Raw genomic sequence first — 20,158 nt, 5'->3', positions numbered from 1 at the left:
TCGAAGGAAGGCGAAGCCGTGCCGGCTTGAATGCTTCGGATCAGGTCTTCGAGCGGGTCATCGTCGCGCTTTCGGACAGCGGCACTCCCTTCTGCACTGATGTGCCGGGCGCCGTTGGCCTCATGATTCAGCGACATTTTTCTCTCATCGCTACCGAATTGCTAAAGCATCGCGGATCAGCAACAAGATTGCGAGTAGATTTTGGCGGTTTTCACAGAAAACTTCTGCCGAAAAATCTCGTTTTTTTATGAACAGAAGTCAATATTAGCGTCGACTGCAGGAAAATCGAAGTAAGTTCCCGATCACCTCTATCGAGTATCCAGATCCTGCGGCGAAATATGCCGTTCTGTCAGAACCGCATCCGGCCGGCGTTAGCGCCGCCTCATGCCGATTGGCGCTTCGACGCGCATGACCCGCCGCATGGCTGCGATCTCCTCAAATGCCTATCGCATATTGCCGGTGTGGCCCTGCGAGTATCGGCCGGGCTGCGGCCAGACCGTCAAGCCGTGAGGCTCGACGCCGACCGGGATCTTCGTTACAGCGCCCGAAGTCGTGTCGATCATGTAGACCTCGCTGTCGAAGCGGCCGGACAGCCACAATTGCTTGCCGTCGGCGCTGACATTGCCCATGTCGGGGCTGCCGCCACCCGGTATGGGCCATTGCGCGACGACCGATCGGGTGGCGAAATCGATGACGGTCACGCTGCCCGGCCCCTTTGCACGGCCTTGCTCCATCTTGTGCGAGCCGCGGTTTGAAACATAGAGCTTCGTCCCGTCGCGGCTCACGACAAATCCGTGCGTGCCGATACCGGTGGCGATGAAGCCGATCTCGGAAAAGCTGTCTCCGTCGATCAGGAACACGCCGTCGTTCATCATGTCGGCGACGTAGAAGACCTTGCCGTCGGGGGAGAGCCGGACGTCCTGCGGCATGCCCATCTTCGACAGAGCGAGGTGGCCGAGCACTTTCTGGTTTTTCAGGTCCACCTTCAACAGGCCGCCATCGCCATATTCGCAGGTGAAGATGGCGTAGGCATTGTCGGCGGAAAAATCGGCGTGGTTGATACCGGGGCAGGTTGGTGTCGGTATCGTCGATTTCAGCGCCATGGTCTGCGGATCGCGCAGGTCGAGCCGCTGGTAGGCTTCATCGACGATGACGGCCGAACTGCCGTCCGGCATGAAATACATGTTGTAGGGGTCATCGACCGGAATATCGTGGCCCGGCTTGGCGGTCTTTGGGTCGATGGGCGTCACGCTGCCCTTGCTGGTGCCGCTGGCGTTGTTGGCGACCCAGAGCGTCTTAAGATCCCAGGACGGAACGACGTGCTGCGGCTTGCGCCCGACAGGGAACCTGTCGACTTCCTTGAGGGTCACGGGGTCGATGACCGATACGCTGTTAGACGAGCGGTTCGGAACATAGACACGCGGCAGCGCGCCTGCCGTCGCCGGGCTCAAATGATCAGAACTTGTCTGGCTGTAGATGTTGATCGGAGCCCGGGGCGGCGGCTCGCTGCAATCTTCCGGGCACGAGCCGGCTGAAGCCGATGCCGAGGCCAGCGCGAACAACAACACGAGCGGCGCGGACAAGCTCGTGAACCACCAATATGCCTTGATCATTTGGGCTGCTGCTTTTCGATGAAGCTGCGGATCGCCTCGGTCGTTCCGTTGACGATCAGGTCTACGCCGAGCTGGCCAAACGCGGCTGACGATCGTGTCGGATCGCCGCCGTAGACGCCGTCGCCGGCATTGAACTTCGGGGCGGCCGCAAGGCGATCCTTGCGCACCATGGACGGGTCGATGGCGAGCATGAGCGACGTGTCGGCCAGTCCCGCGTGGGTTCCGATCTCCGGCTGCGTCGCGCCGGCCGACAGGAGCTTGTCGACATAGGCGCCCTGGGTGATCTGATAGTATTCGAGCGCCGCAAACACCCGGACCGGGGTTTTGCGCCATTCGGCATTCAGGCGATCGGCGACATGGCGCTCGTCGGCCTGATAGCCGCCATGGTCGCCAATCAGCACGATGGTCTTGAAGCCATGCAGCTTGAAGCTGCGGGCCGCGGATTCGAGCAGTTCCTCGAAAGTCTTGTCGCTGACGGTGATCGTGCCGGGAAACCGCATATGGGCGGTAGGCGGATCGATGGTTCCTTCCGGGACGTAGGAGATCACGGGCGCGACCAAGGCGTTGCCCAGTTGGCCGGCTATTTTTTCGGCCAGGAACTTGACCCGCACATTGTGCTTGCCCAAAGCCATGGCAGGCCCGTTCTGTTCGGTGCCGCCTATCGGGATAATGATCGTCGTCGTCCCGGCGCCGATCCGGTCGCGCAGTTCGGTCCAGGTCTGGTCGTCGAGGAAAACCGACGCATTGGCGGCGCTCGCCACTGACGCAAGGCCTGACAGAAACCAAAGGCCGACGACGGTGCCCGCGAACCGTGCGATCGTTCCAGCCTTTGCACCATACGCCGCGTTGGACCGCGGACGCCCGTCCGTTGTTCTTGTGCCATTTGTGTGAGAGGCAGAGGGCTCGGCAAGGCGCCTGCAGCCGCAAAAATTCGGGATCATGGTCTACCGCCTGCGCAACAAGCTCTTCATACGGTTGCGCAACAGGCGGGCCATGTTGCGGGTCTCGCGGTAGAGATGCAGCTGCGAGGCGGCTTGGCGGGCGAGACGGTCGGCATCCGGCGTCAGCCCGATCACCAGCGTGCCGATCGGCTTGCGCTCGCTCCACAGCCTGCTCATCACCGGATGATCCGGCACTGCGCAGGAGTCGGTCATCATGATGTTGGGATCGTCGAGATGCTGCCTGGTGACCTCGATCATCAGCAGCGTGCCCGGCGAATAGGCTGCCAGCGTCTCGTCATAGGCCGTCTTCCAGGTGTAGGCGACGCCGGCCTCGACGAAGACGATCAGGCAGGCGATGGTGCGGCCGTCGAGTGTCAGCGAATGGATGCGGCACATGTCCTGTTCCGCGAGCCTGTGCACGGCCTCGCGGGCAAAGGCGGCGCGGAAGCGGTCGATCGCCATGGCGGTGCGCTCGCGGCCCTTCCAGCCGGACGCTTCCAGCGTCAGAAAACTTTCGATGGCGTGGCGGATTTCTTCGGGGCCGCGCGCCACCACATGCTCCAGCCTGCCGAGGTCGGCAAGGCGCCGCTTCAGGCGGCGGAACTCGCGATAATGGTGCGAACGCAGCGATGCCTTCAGATAGTCGTCGCCGTCGAGTTCGCTCTGGAGCACGGGTCGCGAGGTCTGACCGGTGGTGACCAGCGTCAGGCCGCGCGTCTCGGCAACGGAGTCAAGCAGGCTTGCCACCGGACCGTCGAGCCTGATGTCGGGCAGCACGAAGACTTTCGGCAGCTTGAGGTGCGGGCGCGACAGCATCGAGAAGAAATCCTCGACGACGCCGATCGGATCGTCGCGGTCGATCAGCGGCGTGCCGAGCGGACCGAAGGGGCTCGCCCAGGTGCGCATCACCGGAACGCCGAGCGGCACCACCGGCCGCTCGACCGAGATCGGCACCAGCAGACGCAGCCGGTTGCGGTATTCGTCGCCGTCGCGGATCACCGCCAGCCGCACCTCGCGATCCTCCAGCCGAGGCATTGCGGGCGCCAGGAAGCGCGGGTTGAAGAAGACGTTCGGCTCGATCGTGCGGGCGCAGAGATAGTCCAGCTCCTCGACCAGGTCGAAGCCGGCGGACGCCGGATAGATGGCAAGCTTGCGCTCCGGTCGGTTGTTGGCAAGGATTTCGATATGGGCGGGGTCGGGGTCGCGTGCCAGCCCGGCAAGGCCGGACACCATGGCGCCGGCGGTGCCGCCGCTGGTTTCCTCGAGCAACGGGATGGCGCCCATCAGGCGGCTCCTTTGGCAGGCACGAAGATCGCCATGACGATGCCGAGCTTGCGCCACACCGTGAAGGACAGCGCGCTGGCCTCGAAGATCATGGCAAAGGCGGTGGCCATGGCCGCACCCCACAGGCCGAAATGCGGGATCAGCACCACGTTGAGGCCGATGTTGAAGGCGAGCGTCATGGCATAGACGGCGGCGCAGATGTTCTGGTTGCCGCTCATGGTGAGCAGGCTTTCGCATGGCCCCACGGCGGCGCGCGCCACGACGCCGAAGACGAGCAGGAACAGCAGCGGATAGCCCGACGTGAATTCGGGGCCGAACAGCACCAGCATGGGTTCACCGAGCGCCAGCACCAGCAGCGCCATCAAGAGCGACGGCCAGAAGGTCCACGACACCGTCTCGCGGGCGAAGGCGGCAAGCTTCTCCGGCTCGCCATGGGTGAACTGCGCATAGCGCTGGGCAACGCCGGCCTTGACCGCGAAATAGACGAAATGCACCAGTGCCAGCGTCTTGACCGTGGCGAAATAGACGGCGACGTCCTTGGGATCCATATAGGCGCCGACCATCAGCACGTCGGCATTGGTGAGCAGGAAGAAGAAGCTTTCGACCAGGAAGATCGGCAGCGAGACGACGAACCATTGCGCGAAATGCACCTTCATCGGTCCGGCCGGGATCTGCCTTTCCATGCGGTGCGTGACGCCGATCAACTGCGCGAGCGTGGTGACGTAGGTGGCGGCGATCGAGGCGAAGATCGCCGTCCTGGCGTCGGCGGCGTAACCGGCATAGAGCATCAGCGCCATGAACAGCAGGATCAGCACCGGCCGTATCAGATAGGTCGGCGACAAAGCGAAAAGCGCCCAGCTGTTCGCCCTGGCCTGGCCCTGCAGCAGATCCGACACCGCGATCATCGGCAGGCAGATGACGCCGAGGATGAACGGGATGACGTAGTAGTTTTCGATCCACGGCGCCGCCAGCCAGACGCCGAGCGCGCCGAGCCCGGCGATGATGGTGGAGGCGATCAGCACGAACAGGCGGCTGGCCACGACGATGCCGCGCAGTTCGTCCATCATTCCGCGCTCGCGGTATTCGGGGATGAAGCGGATGACCGAGGTGTGGAAGCCGAGGCAGGCGAGGTTGCCGACGATGACCATCGTCACCCAGACCAGCACGAAGATGCCGTATTCGAACGAGCCCATCCAGCGTGCCATCAGCACCTGGCTGATGAAGGCGATGACGGCGCTGACGATGCGGATGGAGAAGGCGATGACCGACATGCGGCCGGCCTCGCCGCGCTCATCGGCGGTGAACAGCACGGCGTCGATGCGGCCAAGCAACGGTTCGACGCGCAGCGCCAAACGCTGCGGCAAGAACCGCCCGGCAGTCGTGGCCGCGGAAAAGCGCACCCCGATCTCTCTCCGTTTTCCGCCTCTTTTTCAGGCTTTGGTGTAGCGGAGACACATTAAGAAACGGTTGGGTGAGGAGCGGTCCGCGCAGCGGACGAAAAGCCAACGATTTGGCTTTTCGAGCGACGAACGCCCGGAGCCATAGCGGAGGGCCGGCGACCGCCTAAGTAGGTGAAGCCCAGAATCCGGTTTTCGAGATGCGCCGTGTTTCGGAACACCGACGGCGATACGGCTAGAGGAAATAGGCCAAATCTTGGAAGTCAGCGCTGCCCCTCATCCACCCTTCGGGCACCTTCTCCCCGTGTAGTGACGGGGAGAAGGAAGAGCGCTTCCCTTACGCGAACGCCCCGTGGCAGTGCTTGTATTTCTTCCCCGAGCCGCAGGGGCAGGCTTCGTTGCGGCCGACCTTGCCCCAGGTCGCCTGGTTGTTCGGGTCGCGGTCTTCGGGGGCGACGATGGCGTTCGATTCCTGGCGCACCAGAAGCGCTGTCTCGCCGCCTTCGAAATCGTTCTCGCCGGTGGTGCCGTCAATATGCGTGCCGAACATGTCGGGGGCTTCCGGGGGCGGGGCTTCAGCGGCCTGGCGGACCAGCTCGACACGCATCAGCTGCGCGGTGACGGCCTGGCGCAGATTGCCCAGCATCGCCTGGAACAGCTCGAACGCTTCGCCCTTGTACTCCTGCAGCGGATCGCGCTGCGCATAGCCGCGGAAGCCGACGACCGAGCGCAGATGGTCGAGGTTGACGATGTGCTCGCGCCACAGATGGTCGAGCGTCTGCAGCACCACCGAACGCTCGACATAGGTCATCACTTCGGGGCCGAAGCGCTCGGAGCGCTCCTTGGCGGCGGTGTCGGCGGCCTGCGTGATGCGCTCGCGGATGTCGTCCTCGGCGATGCCTTCTTCCTTGGCCCATTCGTCGACCGGCAGGTCGAGATTGAGGAATTCGGCGACCTCGGCCTTCAGCCCGGCAACATCCCACTGCTCGGCATAGGCGTTTTCAGGAATGGCCTTGGCGACGATCTCGTCGATGACGCCTTCGCGCATCTCGGCGATGATCTCGGTCAGGCCTTCGCCGTCCATCAGCTCGATGCGCTGTTCGAACACCACCTTGCGCTGGTCGTTGGAGACGTCGTCATATTTCAATAGGTTCTTGCGGATGTCGAAGTTGCGCGCCTCGACCTTCTTCTGCGCCTTTTCCAGCGCCTTGTTGATCCAGGGATGAATGATCGCCTCGTCTTCCTTGAGGCCGAGCTTCTGCAGCATGCCATCCATGCGCTCGGAGCCGAAGATGCGCATCAGGTCGTCCTGCAGCGACAGGAAGAATTTCGAACGGCCGGGATCGCCCTGGCGGCCGGAACGGCCACGCAACTGGTTGTCGATGCGGCGCGATTCATGACGCTCTGTGGCGAGAACGTACAGGCCGCCGGCGGCCAGCGCCTTTTCCTTCAGGCGCTCGACGTCGGCGTTGATCGCCTTTTCGCGCGCCTCGCGCTCGGGGCCTTCCGGCATGTCGCCCAGTTCGTCGGCGATGCGCATTTCGGCATTGCCGCCGAGCTTGATGTCGGTGCCGCGGCCGGCCATGTTGGTGGCGATGGTGATGGCGCCGGGCTTGCCGGCCTGGGCGACGATCGCCGCCTCGCGCTCGTGGTGGCGGGCGTTCAGCACCTCGAAATCCTTGAAACCTTCCTTGCGCAGGCGGTCCGCCAATTGCTCCGACTTCTCGATCGAGGTCGTGCCGACCAGCGTCGGCTGGCCCTTGGCGCTGGCTTCGCGGATCTCCTTGACGATCGCTTTGTATTTCTCCTCGACCGTCCGGTAGACCTCGTCGTCCTCGTCCTTGCGGATGACCGGCAGATTGGTCGGGATCTCGGTGACTTCGAGCCCGTAGATGTTGCCGAATTCCTCGGCCTCGGTCAGCGCCGTACCGGTCATGCCGGACAGCTTCTTGTAGAGGCGGAAGTAGTTCTGGAAGGTGACGGAGGCGAGCGTCTGGTTCTCCGGCTGGATCGCCACATGCTCCTTGGCTTCGAGCGCCTGGTGCAGGCCTTCCGAATAGCGGCGACCGGGCATCATGCGGCCGGTGAATTCGTCGATGATGACGATCTCGTCGTTGCGAACGATATAGTCCTTGTCGCGCTGGAACAGCCGGTGCGCCTTCAGAGCGTTGTTGACGTGGTGGACGATGGCGACGTTCTCGACGTCGTAGAGCGACTCGCCCTTCAACAGGTCGGCATCGCGCAGCATGTTCTCCAGCTTCTCGGTGCCTTCCTCGGTGAAGATCGAGGTCTTCTGCTTTTCGTCGATCTCATAATCCTGCGGCTGCAGCTGGATGATGAAGGTGTCGATGGTGTTGTACATTTCCGAGCGGTCCTCGAGCGGACCGGAAATGATCAGCGGCGTGCGCGCCTCGTCGACCAGGATGGAATCGACCTCGTCGACGATCGCGTAATTATGGCCGCGCTGCACCATCTGGGCGCGCTCATACTTCATGTTGTCGCGCAGATAGTCGAAGCCGAGCTCGTTGTTGGTGGCGTAGGTGACGTCGGACGCGTAGGCGACGCGGCGCTCCTCGTCGGAGAGGCCATGGACGATGACGCCGACCGAGAGGCCGAGGAATTTGTAGACGCGGCCCATCCATTCGGAGTCGCGGGTGGCGAGATAGTCGTTGACGGTGACGACATGGACGCCGTTGCCGGCGAGCGCGTTGAGGTAGACCGGCAGCGTTGCGACCAGGGTCTTGCCTTCGCCGGTGCGCATCTCGGCGATGCCGCCATTGTGCAGCACCATGCCGCCGATCAGCTGGACGTCGAAGGGGCGCATGCCGAGCACGCGGCGCGCCGCCTCGCGGGCGGTGGCGAAGGCGGGGACCAGAAGGTCGTCAAGGCTGGCGCCATTGGCGATATCCTGGCGGAATTTCTCAGTACGCCCGGCGAGTTCGGCGTCGGAAAGCGCCCGCATCTCGTTTTCCATGGCGTTGATCGCCTCGACACGGGGCCGGGTCGATTTGACCCGACGGTCGTTGGAGGAACCGAAAACCTTACGGGCGAGACCGCCGAGACTGACCATCCAATGGTCCTTTCGATAGAATTCTCAATCTTCAGACGAGCGCCGGCCGGCCCCATCACATCCGCGTGAACGCACCGCCTGAATACGGGCAAACACAAAAAGCGCCCGGAAAACGGTTCTGGACGCAAAGTCGTTGGACAGATAAGAGGGGGCTCAACTGATGTCAACGCCGCGCTGGCCCTGCCGGTCGCGCCAAATTCCGCCACAATCTGGCTGATCTGGAAGCCACCCCTCCTTACAATCCTTCCCCGGAGTCATCCTTATGCCCTTGTTGTTCCGCCGTGCGTCGCTTGCCAGCCTTGGCCTGGCCTTCGGCCTGTCGGCTCTTTGCCTGTCGCCTGTCATGGCACAGGAGGCCGCTCCCGCTGCTCCGGCCGATGCCGCCGCGGCACCGGCGGCTGCACCGGTCGACCCGAACGCCGTCGTCGCCACGGTCAACGGCCAGCCCCTGACTGAAGCCGACCTGGTGCTTGCCGAAGGCGAGCTGTCGCAGCAATTCGCGCAGCTGCCGCCCGAACAGCGCCGCGCCGCGGCCCTTTCGGCGGCGATCGAGATCCGCGTCATGGCCGCCAAGGCCGTTACCGACGGGCTCGACAAGGATCCCGACTTCCAGCGCCGCATGGCCTTCCTGCAGCAGCGCGCGCTGCATGGCGAGATGGTCGAGAAGGGTGTCGTCGACAAGGTCACCGACGCCGAGATTCGCGCCCGCTACGACCAGGAAATCGCCAACACGCCGCCGGTCAACGAGGTGCATGCCCGTCACATCCTCGTGAAGACGAAGGAAGAGGCCGAGGCGATCATCAAGCAGCTCGACGCCGGCGCCGATTTCCAGAAGCTCGCCAACGAGCACACAAGCGATCCCTCGGGCAAGTCCAATGGCGGCGACCTCGGCTGGTTCGGACCTGGCCAGATGGTGCCGGAGTTCGACAAGGCGGCCTTCGCGCTGGAGGTCGGCAAATACACCAAGGAGCCGGTGCAGTCGCAGTTCGGCTGGCACGTCATCAAGCTCGAGGACAAGCGCGCCAAGCAGCCGCCGGCCTTCGACGAGGTCAAGGACCAGGCCAAGCAGGCGGTCATCCGCGACAAGTATTTCGCGCTGGTCAAGTCGCTGCGCGCCGGCGCCAAAGTCGAAATCCCGGACGCCAAGCTGAAGCAGGCCGTCGATACGATGGAAGCCGGCAAGTAAGCCTGAACGACGTTTTCAAAGGCGCGGCAGCCAAAGGTTGCCGCGCCCTTTTTTTGGCCGCCCGTTATCTGCCGGGCGCTTCTATGCCTTGCAGGAGATAGCGGACCATCTTGCGTATCGTCGCCTCAGGCTCGTCAAGCCGGTTGATCAGGAGATGCCGCCAGGCGTAGGAGGCGACGAGATCGGCGACCACACCCGGATCGATATCGCCAGCGATCTCGCCGCGTGCCTTGGCGCGCTCGATGATCTGGCCGGTGTGAGTGCGGCGCCCTCCGGCATAGCCGGCAAGGGCCGCGGCCGCGGTTTCATCCGATTGGGCCTCGGCGATCAGCGACTTGAAAACACTGCCCGACGATGTCTGGCGCCAGTGCGTGAACAGATTGATCAGGAAGCCGACGAGATCCTCCTGCAGGCTTCCGGTATCGGGAAGGTCGACGCGCTTCTGGCGCTGGTAGACTTCGAGCAGCAGGGCCGCCTTGCTCGGCCACCAGCGATAGATGGTCGGCTTGCCGGCACGGGCGCGGCGCGCAACCGCCTCGATCGAGAAACCGGCATAGCCGGCCTCGATCAGCACGGCTTCGGCAGCCTCCAAAATCGCTTCGGCGCTGTCAAGATTGCGCCTGGCGCCAATCGATTTGCGTGCCGGATCGGCGATTTCGCCCATTAGCCGTTCCTCCTGAAGCGGTTTTTCGTCTCGTCCGAAACGACAACCCGCCGGCAATCGCTTGCCTCGCCCGCGCTTTTGCCCAGATAGGAACCATCCGGAGTAAAAGCACTCGTTTTCCTTGCAGCACTTGCGGACGGCAAAGGAAGCCATCTGGCCGCAAAAAGCGCTGATGCCAAGAGATATCAATACATCATCGCTTGACGAAACGGAACGGTTCGTTCTATTCAACGAAACGTTTCGTTCCGATGGAGATCGTCATGACGGCTGTTATCTCACCCGGCTCCGCGCCCGCCGAGACGACGATTTCGAACTGGATGACCTTTTTGCTGGCCGCCGCCTGCGGGCTGATTGTCGCCAATATCTACTATGCACAGCCACTGATTGGCCCGATCGGCGCCGAGCTTGGCCTGCCGCCACATGCGGCGGGCCTGATCGTCACGATGGCCCAGATCGGCTACGGAGTGGGCCTGTTGTTTATCGTGCCGCTTGGCGACCTCATGGAAAACCGCAGGCTGGTGCTTGGCATACTCGCCGTTGCAACGCTCGCCTTGCTGGGCGCGGCGATTTCGACGCAGCCGGCGGCTTTTCTGGCCGCGATGCTGTTTGTCGGCCTTGGCTCGGTCGCGGTGCAGACGCTTATCCCCTATGCGGCGCACCTGGCGCCGGAAGCCAGGCGTGGCCGCGTGGTCGGCAATGTCTCGGTGGGATTGCTGCTGGGCATCATGCTGTCGCGGCCGTTTTCCAGCTTCATCACCGCGCTGTCGTCCTGGCATGTGGTCTACTTCACCTCTTGCACGGTCATGATCCTGCTGATCGTGGTGCTGCGGTTCGCGCTGCCCAGGCGCGTGCCGACGGCGCGTCTGAGCTACGGCGCGCTGTTGGCGTCCATGGTGCATATTGCGCGCACGACGCCGGTGCTGCGGCGGCGGGCTCTCTACCAGGCGTTCCTGTTCGCGGCCTTCAGCCTGTTCTGGACGACGACGCCGCTGCTGCTGGCCGGGCCCGATTTCGGCTTGACGCAGCGCGGCATCGGCCTGTTCGCGCTGGCCGGCGTCGCTGGCGCAATCGCCGCGCCGCTCGCCGGAAGGGTTGCCGACCACGGATGGGGCCGGCCGGCAACCGCCTTTGCCATGCTGTGCGTCGCCGTCGCGTTTCTCGTGACCCACATCGCGCGCAGCGGCTCGACGCTTTCGTTGGCGCTGCTGGTCGTCGCCGCCATCGTGCTCGACTTCGGTGTGCAGACCAACCTTGTCCTCGGCTATCGCGACCTGTTCGCGCTCGGCGCCGCACATCGCAGCCGTCTGAACGGGCTCTACATGGCGACGTTCTTCATCGCCGGCGCAATCGGCTCGGCTGTCGGCGGCTGGGCGTATGCGCAAGGCGGTTGGCCGCTGGTGTCCTGGATCGGACTGGCGCTGCCGGTTGCGGCACTGCTCTGTTTCGCGGCCGAATTCATGTCGCGCCAAAGCGCGTGAATTCGCACCCAGATCGGGTCATCATTGCATCGCTTGAGAGGTTTCGGACTCGATGCGCCATCCACCTTCGGCCTTGACCAGCCCGAGCGTGACACGCGCCTTGCCGGTTAGCCGTGCCGCCGCCTTGTCCTTCGGCACATAGTCGTAGCGCATGGCAAAGGCGGCTTCAGTGCGGTCCTCGCCATGCGGCGTGATCTCCAGGCTGCCGGGTTCCAGCCCGAGCGACCACGAGGCCCATTGCGCGAACCAGTCGGTCTTCACCTTGACGATGGCATCGGCGTCGTAGCGTGTGCCGAAAATGGCGGCGGACGGGCCGTAGATCCGCTTGACCGTTTCGGCCATCGCTTTGGTGTCCGGGGCCAGATAGTCCCGGCGCAGGAAGTTTTCGATCGAGGCCTTGTCGTCGCCCACGGAGCGCTCCAGCGCCGCGACCTGCGAGGCTGGTGCCGGCTCGGCCGCCGGCTTGGGCTTGGGGGCAGGCCCATCACCCGGGACGAATTCGAAGCGCTCGAGCAGCGAGCCCTGTTCCCACGGGCGCTGGCCCTCGCGGGTTTGCGAAACGACGTCGCGGCGCACCGCGATCATCATGTCGTTGATGCTCTGGCCAGGCTCGGCGATGTGCCGCAAAAGGGCTGATGCAAAGGGCGAGTTGCGCCCGGTGCCGTCCATGGCGACCGCACCCGGCGCCGTCGAAAAAGCGATGAACGAGCCGCGCGTCGAATCGAACTGCGCCAGCCCGGCGAGCGCCGTCGCCGAGCGCGTGGTGGCGGTGCGGCTCAAGCTGCGTGCAAACGGATTGTTGCGGCAGGCATCGAGAAACACCAGGCTGACCTTGGTCTGCTGTTCCATGATGTCGAGGACTTCGTCGATCGGCACCGCTTCGAGCTGCAGCTTCACCGGCATGTCGAGCCGGGCGTCGACAGGCACGATGTAATTACGGCCGTCGACCTGCAGGCCGTGGCCGGCATAGTAGAAAAGCCCGACGCCGGCGCCTTCGAGCGCATCGGAGAATTCGCCGATGCTGCGTTCGAGCTCGCGCTTGCCGAGATCGTTGCCTTCGATGACCTCGAAACCGATGGAGCGCAGCTTGTCGGCTATGTCGAGCGCGTCGTTGACCGGATTGGCCAACGTGCCGGCCTCGGCATAGGTGCCGTTGCCGATGACGAGCGCCACGCGCCGCGCCGGCTCAGCGTCGGCGCTCAGCAGCAACAGTCCCAGAAATGCCCAAGCGAGGATCGCAAGCCTGCCCATGGGCGCGATCATAGCGCCACAGGCCCCGGCGATGCCAACAGATTTGAAATGCAGGCTTAATCCGCGCGGTTCGCCGCCTCGGCAGGCGCGGCGAAAACGCCCTTGCGCCCGCGCGCCGTATCGGGCAAACCGGCCTTCCCTTGCGATTTTCCCGCCCGAGGTCCCCATGTCCACGACGATTTCGCCGCTCGCGCCGAAGAAATACCCCAAGATGCCTGAAATCGAAGGGGTGCGCATCGCCACCGCCGAAGCGGGGATAAAGTACAAGAACCGCACCGATCTTCTGGCTATGGTGTTCGACGCCGGCACCACGGTCGCCGGCGTGTTCACCAAGTCGAAATGCCCCTCGGCGCCGGTCGATTTCTGCCGGCAGAACCTTGGTGCCGGCAAGGCGCGGGTGCTGGTCGTCAATTCCGGCAACGCCAATGCCTTCACCGGCCAGAAAGGCCGCGAATCCACCGCAATGACCGGCGAGGCGGCGGCCAAGGCGGCCGGCTGCACGGCGGGTGAGGTCTTCCTGGCTTCGACCGGTGTCATCGGCGAGCCGCTCGACACAACCAAGTTCAGCCATCTGCTTGCGGGACTGGTCAGCGACGGCAAGCCGGACCTGTGGACCGAGGCGGCGAAGGCCATCATGACCACGGACACCTATCCGAAGGTCGCGACGCAGACGGTCAAGCTTGGGGACACCGCTGTCACCATCAACGGCATCTCCAAGGGCGCCGGCATGATCGCCCCCGACATGGCAACGATGCTGTCCTTCATCGCCACCGACGCGCCGATCGCCGCCCCTGTGCTGCAGGACCTGTTGTCGCGCGGCACGGCAAAGACCTTCAACGCGGTGACTGTCGACAGCGACACCTCGACCAGCGACACGCTGCTGATCTTCGCCACCGGCAAGGCCGCGAAACGTGGCGCGCCGGAAATAACCGATCCCAAAGATGCCCGCCTTGGTCAGTTCCGCCGGGCGCTCGGCAAGGTGCTGAAGTCGCTGGCGCTGCAAGTGGTGCGCGATGGCGAGGGTGCCCGCAAGCAGGTTGAAGTCACCGTCACGGGCGCGAAATCGGCCCGCTCGGCCAAGCGCATCGCGCTATCGATCGCCAATTCGCCGCTGGTCAAGACGGCGGTCGCCGGCGAGGACGCCAATTGGGGCCGCGTCGTCATGGCCGTCGGCAAGGCCGGCGAGCCCGCCGATCGCGACCGGCTGTCGATCTGGTTCGGCGACAATAGGCTGGCACATGAGGGCGAGCGCGACCCGGCCTATTCGGAAGAAAAGACCTCGGCCTACATGAAACGCGACGATATCCGCATCCGCGCCGATATCGGCATTGGCCGCGGCAAGGCGACGGTGTGGACCTGCGACCTCACCAAGGAATATGTCGCCATCAACGGCGATTATCGGAGCTGACGGTTTTGGCTTCCAGGCATCCGGCAAGCATGCTCGCGATCGTGCGCCGCTACGAGGCGGCCGGCTTTCGCGCCTGGCCGGCGGCCGCTGTCCACTATGACGGCACCTGGGTGGTGCGGCTGACTGCCGGCCATCCGGCTAAGCGGCTGAATTCGGTCAATCCGCTCGATCCCGGCGACATCCAGCACATCGCCGACCGCATCGGCCGGGCCAGCCGCCGTTTCGATGCCTATGGCAGGCCGTTGACGTTCCGCATGTCACCGCTGTCGGGTCCCGATCTGGCCAGCCATCTCGACAAGGAAGGCTGGAGCCGGTTCGACGAATCGCTGGTCATGCGGCTGCCGCTGGCCGATGCCCAACTCGATGCCGCCATGGACCAGATTCCGCTCAAGGACATCAGCCGCTTCATCGGCGCCTCGATCAAGGTTAGCGGCTCGGATGTTTCGCTGCGGCCCGGCCTGTCGGAGATCATCGGCGCCATCCAGCCCGAGGCCGGGCTGTTCGCGCTCGAAGATGGGGTCGAACCGCTGGCGACGCTGATCTGCGTGCATGACGGCGATCTCGCCGGCCTGTTCGAGGTCGCCACCGACAGATCGGCGCGCAACAAGGGCCATGGCCGCAACCTGATCCTGTCGGCGCTGAAATGGGCGCGGCTGCGCGGCGCGCGGGAGGCCTGGCTGCAGGTCGAGGCCGGCAATGTGCCGGCGCTGGCGCTCTATCGGTCGCTCGGCTTCGAGGAAGTCTATCGCTACCACTATCGCCGGCCGCCCGGGAATGAATGATCTGGCCAATACCGGCAAGCGCCTGCTCCTGGTCGCCGCCTGCGCGCTGGTCGACGCCGACGGCCGCGTGCTTTTGGCGCAGCGGCCTGAAGGCAAGCAGCTTGCCGGCCTGTGGGAATTTCCCGGCGGCAAGGTCGAGCCCGGCGAGACGCCGGAGCAATGCATCATCCGCGAACTGCATGAGGAGATCGGCATCGAGACCGAGATCCCGTGCCTGGCGCCGCTCACCTTCGCCAGCCACTCCTATGACGACTTCCATCTGTTGATGCCGCTGTTCGTCTGCCGCCGCTTCCGCGGCATCGCCCAGCCCCGCGAAGGGCAGGCGTTGAAATGGGTGCGGCCCAAGCAGATGCGCGACTATCCGATGCCGCCGGCCGACGCGCCGCTGATCCCGTTCCTCATCGACCTGCTCTGAGGGGCGGCGACGGATCGGACCACGATTCATATCAGCCAGCGTTAATGGAAGATTTATCTCATCATGAAAAATTGATGCATGGCCGTGTCCTCGCGGCCGCGTCGCCAATTGGCTGGGGAGCGATAGGATGAGCCTGGATAGGGATTGGGATTCGATCCGGCCCGACCGCAGCTTCCGTGCCGCCGATGCGGGCATGGGTATCTTGCGCGTCACGCTGCTGTTCGGCTCGGCTGCGGTGGCGCTGGCGCTGATCGCAATCCCTTTCCTCGACAGCCAGACCCGCTCGCAATCGGCGCGTGATGATTTTCCCGGCGGTCTCGATATGACGGCCACCGGCTCGATCAGCCATCGCGGCACCTATACGGTGCGCCGCAGCGTGCTGCAGCCGCAGCCCGGTTCGGTCTGCATCATCGGCTCCGACGGCAGGACCAGCGGTGACTGCTGACATGGTTAAGATATCCGCGAAAGGGCGGCCGTTTCACCGCCTGTTAAGCCTTTGCCGTTAACCTTTCTTAACAGATCGGCGGTAAGGTCCTGGTAATGGGGATCGAGGTGATGAAAACAGTGCTGCTGCGCTTTCTGACGGATGAGACCGGCGCTACTGCCGTCGAATACGCCCTGATCGTCTGTGTGCTGTCATTGACCATCATCGGCGGCATCGGCCAGGTCTTCAACCAGATCACCTGGCTGTTCAGCGACAACACCAGCAGGCTTGCGAACGCCTTTGCTTCGCCTTGATGGCAATCGCGACGACCGCCTAGAGCGTTATTTTTATGCATGTCGTCTTCCCAAAACCGAGGTCACGTTTGGGCGACATGCATTAGGATTCGCCGGAACCTTCCAGTATAGCTTTCAGCGAGACCTTGGCTGAACCGGGCTTCAGCGGTTTCTGCTGCGATGCATCGGGCGCCCAGCCAGACATCCAGACCATCGAGAAGCTTGCCCGGATCCGGCCGTCGGGGTCGGAAAACCGCTCGGCATAGATTTCCGCGGCACGGGCAAACAGCCGGCGCGTGCCTGGCCGCCGGCTGCGATCGGCAAGCGCGCTGGTTTCGCCCATGGCGCGCAGATCGGCCATCAGGGCAAACAGATTGGCATAGCGCACGGTCACTGTCTCGACGTCGGTGACCGGCAAAGCGAGACCGGCGCGCTGCAACAGCGCACCGGCATCGCGCACGTCGGTGAAGGGGACGACGCGCGGGCTGGCTCCGCCGTAGAGCTCGGTCTCGGCCGCAAGCAGGCTTTCGCGCAGTTCGCCGAGCGTGCCGGCGCCGGCAAAGGCGCCAAGGAAAAGCCCGTCCGGCCGCAGCGCACGGCGGATCTGGATCAGCATGCCGGGAATATCGTTCATCGCCTGCAGCGACAGAAGCGACACCGCCAGATCGAGGCTTGCCGGCTCGAACGGCACGGTTTCCAACGGTGCGACCAGGCCGGCGGCACCCATCAGGAAAACCGCGTCCGTCTCGACGCGGACAATATCCGCTACCTTGCCGCTCTCGGCGAGCACGTCGGCCGCGGCCGGCGTCTGGCAAAACAGCACCGCTGCCTTGCCGAACCGGCGCTCGACGGCGCCTAGTCGGTCGGCAAGGTCCTCGGCGGCGCGGTTCATGAGGAAATCGGCACCGTCGACCGGATGGGTGAGCGCGCGCCGCTTGTGCGCCAGCCAGAGATCGGTATCCATTATCGGGTGCAAAGGGCGGATCCTTGTTTGTCCACGCCCTGATATACTTGGTATACACGGTGCGCAGGACCAACCACGTGGCCGATCCCATGTCCAAGATCAAGTCCATCGGGATCAGGAACCTCACCCGCTCGGCTCTCGGCTGGCCTGCGCGGGTCCTGTTTCCGCCGGTCTGCGCCGGTTGCCGCCGGCACGTCTCGCAGCCCGGTGTGCTGTGCGGCGCCTGCTGGCCGAAGCTGCGGCTCTTGGAACGGCCCTGGTGTCCGGTGATGGGCACGCCGTTCACCCACCATATGGGCGAGGGCTTTCTGTCGGCCGAAGCGATCGCCGATCCGCCGCCTTTCGAGCGGGCGCGGGCGGCCGTCGCCTATTCCGGCGTCGCCCGCCAGATGGTGCAAGGGCTGAAATACCAGGATCGCACCGATCTGGCACCTTGGATGGCGCTCTGGATGGTACGCGCCGGCGCCGATCTCATCGCCGAGGCCGATGTGGTGGTGCCGGTACCGCTGCACTGGCGGCGTTTTTTCAGGCGGCGGTTCAATCAGTCGGCGGAATTGGCGCGCGGGGTTTGCGAGCTCAGCGGGCTGTCTTTCGCGCCTTCCGCCATGCGGCGCGTGAAACTCACCCGCCAGCAGGTCGGGCTGGAGCGGCAGGAGCGCGAGGAGAATGTGCGGGCCGCCTTTCGCGTGCCGGCCGAGGCGGAGATCGAGATCGCCGGCCGCAGGGTGCTTCTGATCGACGACGTCTACACCACGGGCGCCACCGTGCGCGCGGCCACCAAGGCGCTGAAAAGGGGCGGTGCGGCCGCCGTCGATGTGCTGACCTTCGCGCGTGTGTTGCCGGGGGACTTTCGGGCGGACGAGTCCGCGACTATATAAGTCGGCAACGAAAGCGGAATTCATCATGGTCGATGTCACGATCTATACGCGCATGATGTGCGGCTACTGCACGGCGGCCAAGCGGCTGCTGGAGCGCAAGGGCGTCGCCTTTACCGAGCACGACGCTTCGTTTTCGCCGGAACTGCGCCAGGAGATGATCTCGCGCGCTCACGGCCGCACGACCTTTCCGCAGATTTTCATTGGCGACACGCATGTCGGCGGCTGCGATGACCTCCACGAGCTGGAGGCCGAAGGCCGCCTGGACAGACTGCTCGCCAACGGCGCGACGATTTGAGGGTGTGATGATGGGTGTTTTCAAGGCTGCGGCGGTCCAGATGCGTTCAGGCGAAAGCCCCGAGCGCAATGCGGTCGATCTCGAACGGCTGGTGCGTGAGGCAGCCGGCCAGGGCGCGACCTACATCCAGACGCCGGAAATGACCGGGGCGCTGATCCGCGACAAGGAAGCGCGTGCAGCCTCCTTCACCTCCGAGGACAAGGACGTCATCGTCGCGACCGCGCGCAGATTGGCGCGCGAACTCGGCGTCTTCCTGCATATCGGCTCGACCGCCATCCTGCGCGCCGACGGCAAGCTCGCCAACCGGGCGCTGCTTTTTGGCCCGGATGGTGCTGTGCTCGCCACCTATGACAAGATTCACATGTTCGACGTCGATCTCGACAATGGCGAGAGCTGGCGCGAATCCGCCGCCTACGAACCGGGCACCGAGGCCGTCGTGACCGGGGTTGCGGGCGCCAGGCTTGGCTTTGCGGTCTGTTACGATCTGCGGTTCCCGCAACTGTTCCGTGCCGAGGCGCTGGCCGGCGCCGATGTTTTGACCGTGCCCGCCGCCTTCACCCGCCAGACCGGCGAGGCCCACTGGCATGTGCTGCTGAGGGCGCGTGCCATCGAGAACGGCGCCTATGTGGTTGCCGCCGCACAAGGCGGCCTGCATGAGGATGGCCGCGAAACCTATGGGCATTCGCTGATCGTCGACCCCTGGGGTCGGATCATCGCCGAAGCCGCGGATGACGAGCCGGCGGTGATCGTCGCCGAGATCGATCCGGCGCAGTCGCTTGCTGCGCGCAAGAAGATCCCCAATTTGAAGAATGCGCGGGATTTCACCATCAATGCCGGCGAAGTGGACGCGCCGCGTCTTAGGGGTGCAGCCTCTTGATCCGCTTTTCCCTGATCTGCGAAAACGAGCACGAGTTCGAGGGCTGGTTCCGCAGCAATGACGATTTCGACACCCAGAAGAAGCGCGGCTTTGTCGATTGCCCGAGCTGCGGTTCGCACAAGGTAGAGAAGGCCCTGATGGCGCCGGCTGTCTCCACGGCTCGCAAGCAGGAAACAATCGCGCTGGCCATGGGCGAGGCGCAGAAGCAGGCCCTGGCGCAACTGAAGGCGATGGCCGAAAAGGTGCGCGAGAATGCCGACTATGTCGGCGACAAATTCGCCGAGGAAGCGCGCAAGATCCATTTCGGCGAAACCGATGCGCGCGGCATCTATGGCGAGGCGACGCTGGAGGAGGCCAAGGGCCTGGCGGACGACGGCGTCGATTTCATGCCGATCCCGGTGTTCCCGGATGATCGGAACTAAACGATCAGCCCACGCTACCTATCAATTTCTCAAGCAAGCGCGAGAGCGTTTCCCGTTCCGCCGGCGTCAGGCCCGCGAGAATCTCATGCTCGTTGGCGACGTGCGCGGTGACAGCCTCATCGATCAAGGCCAGACCTTTCTCGGTAAGCTGCACGACAATGCCACGCCGGTCGTTGGGGTGCGGGCCGCGCAGGATCAATCCGGCCTTCTCCAGCCGGTCGAGCCGGTTGGTCATGGCGCCTGACGTCACCATCGTCGCTTCGTAGAGAGCGGTCGGCGTCAGCGCGTAGGGGGCTCCGGAGCGGCGCAGCGTCGCCAGCACGTCGAACTCGCCGGCCTGCAATCCGAATCGAGCAAACAGCGGAGCGAGGCGGTCACGCGCGATCAGCGACGAGGCTTCGTTCAGCCGCCCGAGCACGCCCATCGGCGAGACATCAAGATCCGGCCGTTCCCGTTTCCACTGCTCGATCGCTTTCGCCGCGCGATCCATCTGTCTCACCGTTAAATATCTTGACG

The 20,158-nt window shown here is 64.2% G+C and carries 21 protein-coding genes; 12 read left to right on the top strand and 9 right to left on the bottom strand.

Annotated elements, in window-relative coordinates:
* Positions 1–26 precede the first annotated feature (26 nt).
* Complete coding sequence (locus CKW40_RS44400; RefSeq protein WP_210200195.1) at positions 27–251, top strand: hypothetical protein; 225 nt, start codon at positions 27–29, stop codon at positions 249–251.
* Between the two features lie 192 nt (positions 252–443).
* Here the strand turns inward: CKW40_RS44400 and CKW40_RS09660 are convergent, their stop codons facing one another.
* The 5 genes from CKW40_RS09660 to secA all read right to left on the bottom strand — a co-directional run bounded on the left by CKW40_RS09660 (position 444) and on the right by secA (position 8,305).
* On the bottom strand, positions 444–1,613 hold the full coding sequence (locus tag CKW40_RS09660; RefSeq protein WP_095199667.1) for a YncE family protein: 1,170 nt from the start codon (positions 1,611–1,613) through the stop codon (positions 444–446).
* Positions 1,610–2,374, bottom strand: a complete 765-nt coding sequence (locus CKW40_RS09655; RefSeq protein ID WP_244571140.1) for a creatininase family protein — start codon at positions 2,372–2,374, stop codon at positions 1,610–1,612. Before CKW40_RS09655 ends, CKW40_RS09660 begins: the two co-directional genes overlap by 4 nt.
* A gap of 183 nt (positions 2,375–2,557) precedes the next feature.
* Entirely contained in the window at positions 2,558–3,838 is a 1,281-nt protein-coding gene (locus CKW40_RS09650) for a GNAT family N-acetyltransferase (protein WP_095199665.1), read from the bottom strand.
* On the bottom strand, positions 3,838–5,238 hold the full coding sequence (locus tag CKW40_RS09645; protein ID WP_095199664.1) for a lipopolysaccharide biosynthesis protein: 1,401 nt from the start codon (positions 5,236–5,238) through the stop codon (positions 3,838–3,840). Before CKW40_RS09645 ends, CKW40_RS09650 begins: the two co-directional genes overlap by 1 nt.
* Positions 5,239–5,572: 334 nt before the next feature.
* Entirely contained in the window at positions 5,573–8,305 is a 2,733-nt protein-coding gene (secA, locus tag CKW40_RS09640; protein ID WP_095199663.1) for a preprotein translocase subunit SecA, read from the bottom strand.
* A gap of 262 nt (positions 8,306–8,567) precedes the next feature.
* Here secA and CKW40_RS09635 point away from each other — a divergent pair, with 262 nt between their 5' ends.
* Complete coding sequence (locus CKW40_RS09635) at positions 8,568–9,491, top strand: peptidylprolyl isomerase (RefSeq protein WP_095199662.1); 924 nt, start codon at positions 8,568–8,570, stop codon at positions 9,489–9,491.
* 64 nt (positions 9,492–9,555) lie between these two features.
* Here the strand turns inward: CKW40_RS09635 and CKW40_RS09630 are convergent, their stop codons facing one another.
* Positions 9,556–10,155 carry a TetR/AcrR family transcriptional regulator gene (locus CKW40_RS09630; RefSeq protein WP_095199661.1) on the bottom strand — a complete coding sequence of 200 codons (600 nt, stop codon included), beginning with the start codon at positions 10,153–10,155 and terminating at the stop codon, positions 9,556–9,558.
* Positions 10,156–10,415: 260 nt separating this feature from the next.
* Between CKW40_RS09630 and CKW40_RS09625 the strand changes: the two genes are divergently transcribed.
* On the top strand, positions 10,416–11,633 hold the full coding sequence (locus CKW40_RS09625; protein ID WP_095199756.1) for an MFS transporter: 1,218 nt from the start codon (positions 10,416–10,418) through the stop codon (positions 11,631–11,633).
* Between the two features lie 21 nt (positions 11,634–11,654).
* Here CKW40_RS09625 and CKW40_RS09620 read toward each other — a convergent pair whose 3' ends face one another.
* Complete coding sequence (locus CKW40_RS09620; protein ID WP_095199755.1) at positions 11,655–12,884, bottom strand: caspase family protein; 1,230 nt, start codon at positions 12,882–12,884, stop codon at positions 11,655–11,657.
* A 166-nt stretch (positions 12,885–13,050) separates the two neighbouring features.
* On the opposite strand from CKW40_RS09620, the gene argJ reads away from it, so the two are divergent.
* From argJ to CKW40_RS09595, 5 genes are all read left to right on the top strand, one after another.
* Positions 13,051–14,292 carry a bifunctional glutamate N-acetyltransferase/amino-acid acetyltransferase ArgJ gene (argJ, locus tag CKW40_RS09615; RefSeq protein WP_095199660.1) on the top strand — a complete coding sequence of 414 codons (1,242 nt, stop codon included), beginning with the start codon at positions 13,051–13,053 and terminating at the stop codon, positions 14,290–14,292.
* A 29-nt stretch (positions 14,293–14,321) separates the two neighbouring features.
* A complete protein-coding gene (locus CKW40_RS09610; RefSeq protein WP_095199659.1) occupies positions 14,322–15,074 on the top strand; it encodes a GNAT family N-acetyltransferase in 753 nt (250 codons plus the stop codon).
* A complete protein-coding gene (locus CKW40_RS09605) occupies positions 15,067–15,489 on the top strand; it encodes a (deoxy)nucleoside triphosphate pyrophosphohydrolase (protein ID WP_095199658.1) in 423 nt (140 codons plus the stop codon). Before CKW40_RS09610 ends, CKW40_RS09605 begins: the two co-directional genes overlap by 8 nt.
* 127 nt (positions 15,490–15,616) lie before the next feature.
* A complete protein-coding gene (locus tag CKW40_RS09600) occupies positions 15,617–15,934 on the top strand; it encodes a hypothetical protein (protein ID WP_095199657.1) in 318 nt (105 codons plus the stop codon).
* Positions 15,935–16,044: 110 nt separating this feature from the next.
* Entirely contained in the window at positions 16,045–16,227 is a 183-nt protein-coding gene (locus tag CKW40_RS09595) for a Flp family type IVb pilin (protein ID WP_095199754.1), read from the top strand.
* Positions 16,228–16,309: 82 nt separating this feature from the next.
* On the opposite strand, the gene CKW40_RS09590 is transcribed toward CKW40_RS09595, so the two are convergent.
* Positions 16,310–17,182 carry a methyltransferase domain-containing protein gene (locus tag CKW40_RS09590; RefSeq protein WP_095199656.1) on the bottom strand — a complete coding sequence of 291 codons (873 nt, stop codon included), beginning with the start codon at positions 17,180–17,182 and terminating at the stop codon, positions 16,310–16,312.
* A 65-nt stretch (positions 17,183–17,247) separates the two neighbouring features.
* Here CKW40_RS09590 and CKW40_RS09585 point away from each other — a divergent pair, with 65 nt between their 5' ends.
* Genes CKW40_RS09585 through CKW40_RS09570 form a run of 4 tightly spaced genes read left to right on the top strand, consistent with a single transcriptional unit; the run spans position 17,248 to position 19,642 of the window.
* On the top strand, positions 17,248–18,048 hold the full coding sequence (locus CKW40_RS09585; protein ID WP_095199753.1) for a ComF family protein: 801 nt from the start codon (positions 17,248–17,250) through the stop codon (positions 18,046–18,048).
* 25 nt (positions 18,049–18,073) lie between these two features.
* Positions 18,074–18,343 carry a glutaredoxin 3 gene (grxC, locus tag CKW40_RS09580; protein ID WP_095199655.1) on the top strand — a complete coding sequence of 90 codons (270 nt, stop codon included), beginning with the start codon at positions 18,074–18,076 and terminating at the stop codon, positions 18,341–18,343.
* A gap of 10 nt (positions 18,344–18,353) precedes the next feature.
* Positions 18,354–19,220, top strand: coding sequence for a carbon-nitrogen hydrolase family protein (locus CKW40_RS09575; RefSeq protein WP_095199654.1), 867 nt, complete (start codon positions 18,354–18,356; stop codon positions 19,218–19,220).
* Positions 19,217–19,642, top strand: a complete 426-nt coding sequence (locus tag CKW40_RS09570; RefSeq protein ID WP_095199653.1) for a DUF1178 family protein — start codon at positions 19,217–19,219, stop codon at positions 19,640–19,642. Before CKW40_RS09575 ends, CKW40_RS09570 begins: the two co-directional genes overlap by 4 nt.
* Positions 19,643–19,646: 4 nt before the next feature.
* On the opposite strand, the gene CKW40_RS09565 is transcribed toward CKW40_RS09570, so the two are convergent.
* Positions 19,647–20,132, bottom strand: coding sequence for a MarR family winged helix-turn-helix transcriptional regulator (locus CKW40_RS09565; protein ID WP_095199652.1), 486 nt, complete (start codon positions 20,130–20,132; stop codon positions 19,647–19,649).
* Between the last annotated feature and the right edge of the window lie 26 nt (positions 20,133–20,158).

Origin of the sequence: Mesorhizobium carmichaelinearum, from assembly GCF_900199455.1 — a bacterium.
Classification (GTDB): Bacteria; Pseudomonadota; Alphaproteobacteria; order Rhizobiales; family Rhizobiaceae; genus Mesorhizobium; species Mesorhizobium carmichaelinearum.
Note: the sequence above shows the minus strand (reverse complement) of the source record. Positions and strands in the feature narration are given on the sequence as shown.

Coding starts and splice junctions, on each gene's coding strand:
- CKW40_RS09660 (WP_095199667.1), bottom strand. CDS start 1,613: ATGATCAAGGCATATTGGTGGTTCACGAGCTTGTCCGCGCCGCTCGTG.
- CKW40_RS09650 (WP_095199665.1), bottom strand. CDS start 3,838: ATGGGCGCCATCCCGTTGCTCGAGGAAACCAGCGGCGGCACCGCCGGC.
- secA (WP_095199663.1), bottom strand. CDS start 8,305: ATGGTCAGTCTCGGCGGTCTCGCCCGTAAGGTTTTCGGTTCCTCCAAC.
- CKW40_RS09635 (WP_095199662.1), top strand. CDS start 8,568: ATGCCCTTGTTGTTCCGCCGTGCGTCGCTTGCCAGCCTTGGCCTGGCC.
- CKW40_RS09630 (WP_095199661.1), bottom strand. CDS start 10,155: ATGGGCGAAATCGCCGATCCGGCACGCAAATCGATTGGCGCCAGGCGC.
- CKW40_RS09625 (WP_095199756.1), top strand. CDS start 10,416: ATGACGGCTGTTATCTCACCCGGCTCCGCGCCCGCCGAGACGACGATT.
- CKW40_RS09620 (WP_095199755.1), bottom strand. CDS start 12,884: ATGGGCAGGCTTGCGATCCTCGCTTGGGCATTTCTGGGACTGTTGCTG.
- argJ (WP_095199660.1), top strand. CDS start 13,051: ATGTCCACGACGATTTCGCCGCTCGCGCCGAAGAAATACCCCAAGATG.
- CKW40_RS09610 (WP_095199659.1), top strand. CDS start 14,322: ATGCTCGCGATCGTGCGCCGCTACGAGGCGGCCGGCTTTCGCGCCTGG.
- CKW40_RS09605 (WP_095199658.1), top strand. CDS start 15,067: ATGAATGATCTGGCCAATACCGGCAAGCGCCTGCTCCTGGTCGCCGCC.
- CKW40_RS09600 (WP_095199657.1), top strand. CDS start 15,617: ATGAGCCTGGATAGGGATTGGGATTCGATCCGGCCCGACCGCAGCTTC.
- CKW40_RS09595 (WP_095199754.1), top strand. CDS start 16,045: ATGAAAACAGTGCTGCTGCGCTTTCTGACGGATGAGACCGGCGCTACT.
- grxC (WP_095199655.1), top strand. CDS start 18,074: ATGGTCGATGTCACGATCTATACGCGCATGATGTGCGGCTACTGCACG.
- CKW40_RS09575 (WP_095199654.1), top strand. CDS start 18,354: ATGGGTGTTTTCAAGGCTGCGGCGGTCCAGATGCGTTCAGGCGAAAGC.
- CKW40_RS09565 (WP_095199652.1), bottom strand. CDS start 20,132: ATGGATCGCGCGGCGAAAGCGATCGAGCAGTGGAAACGGGAACGGCCG.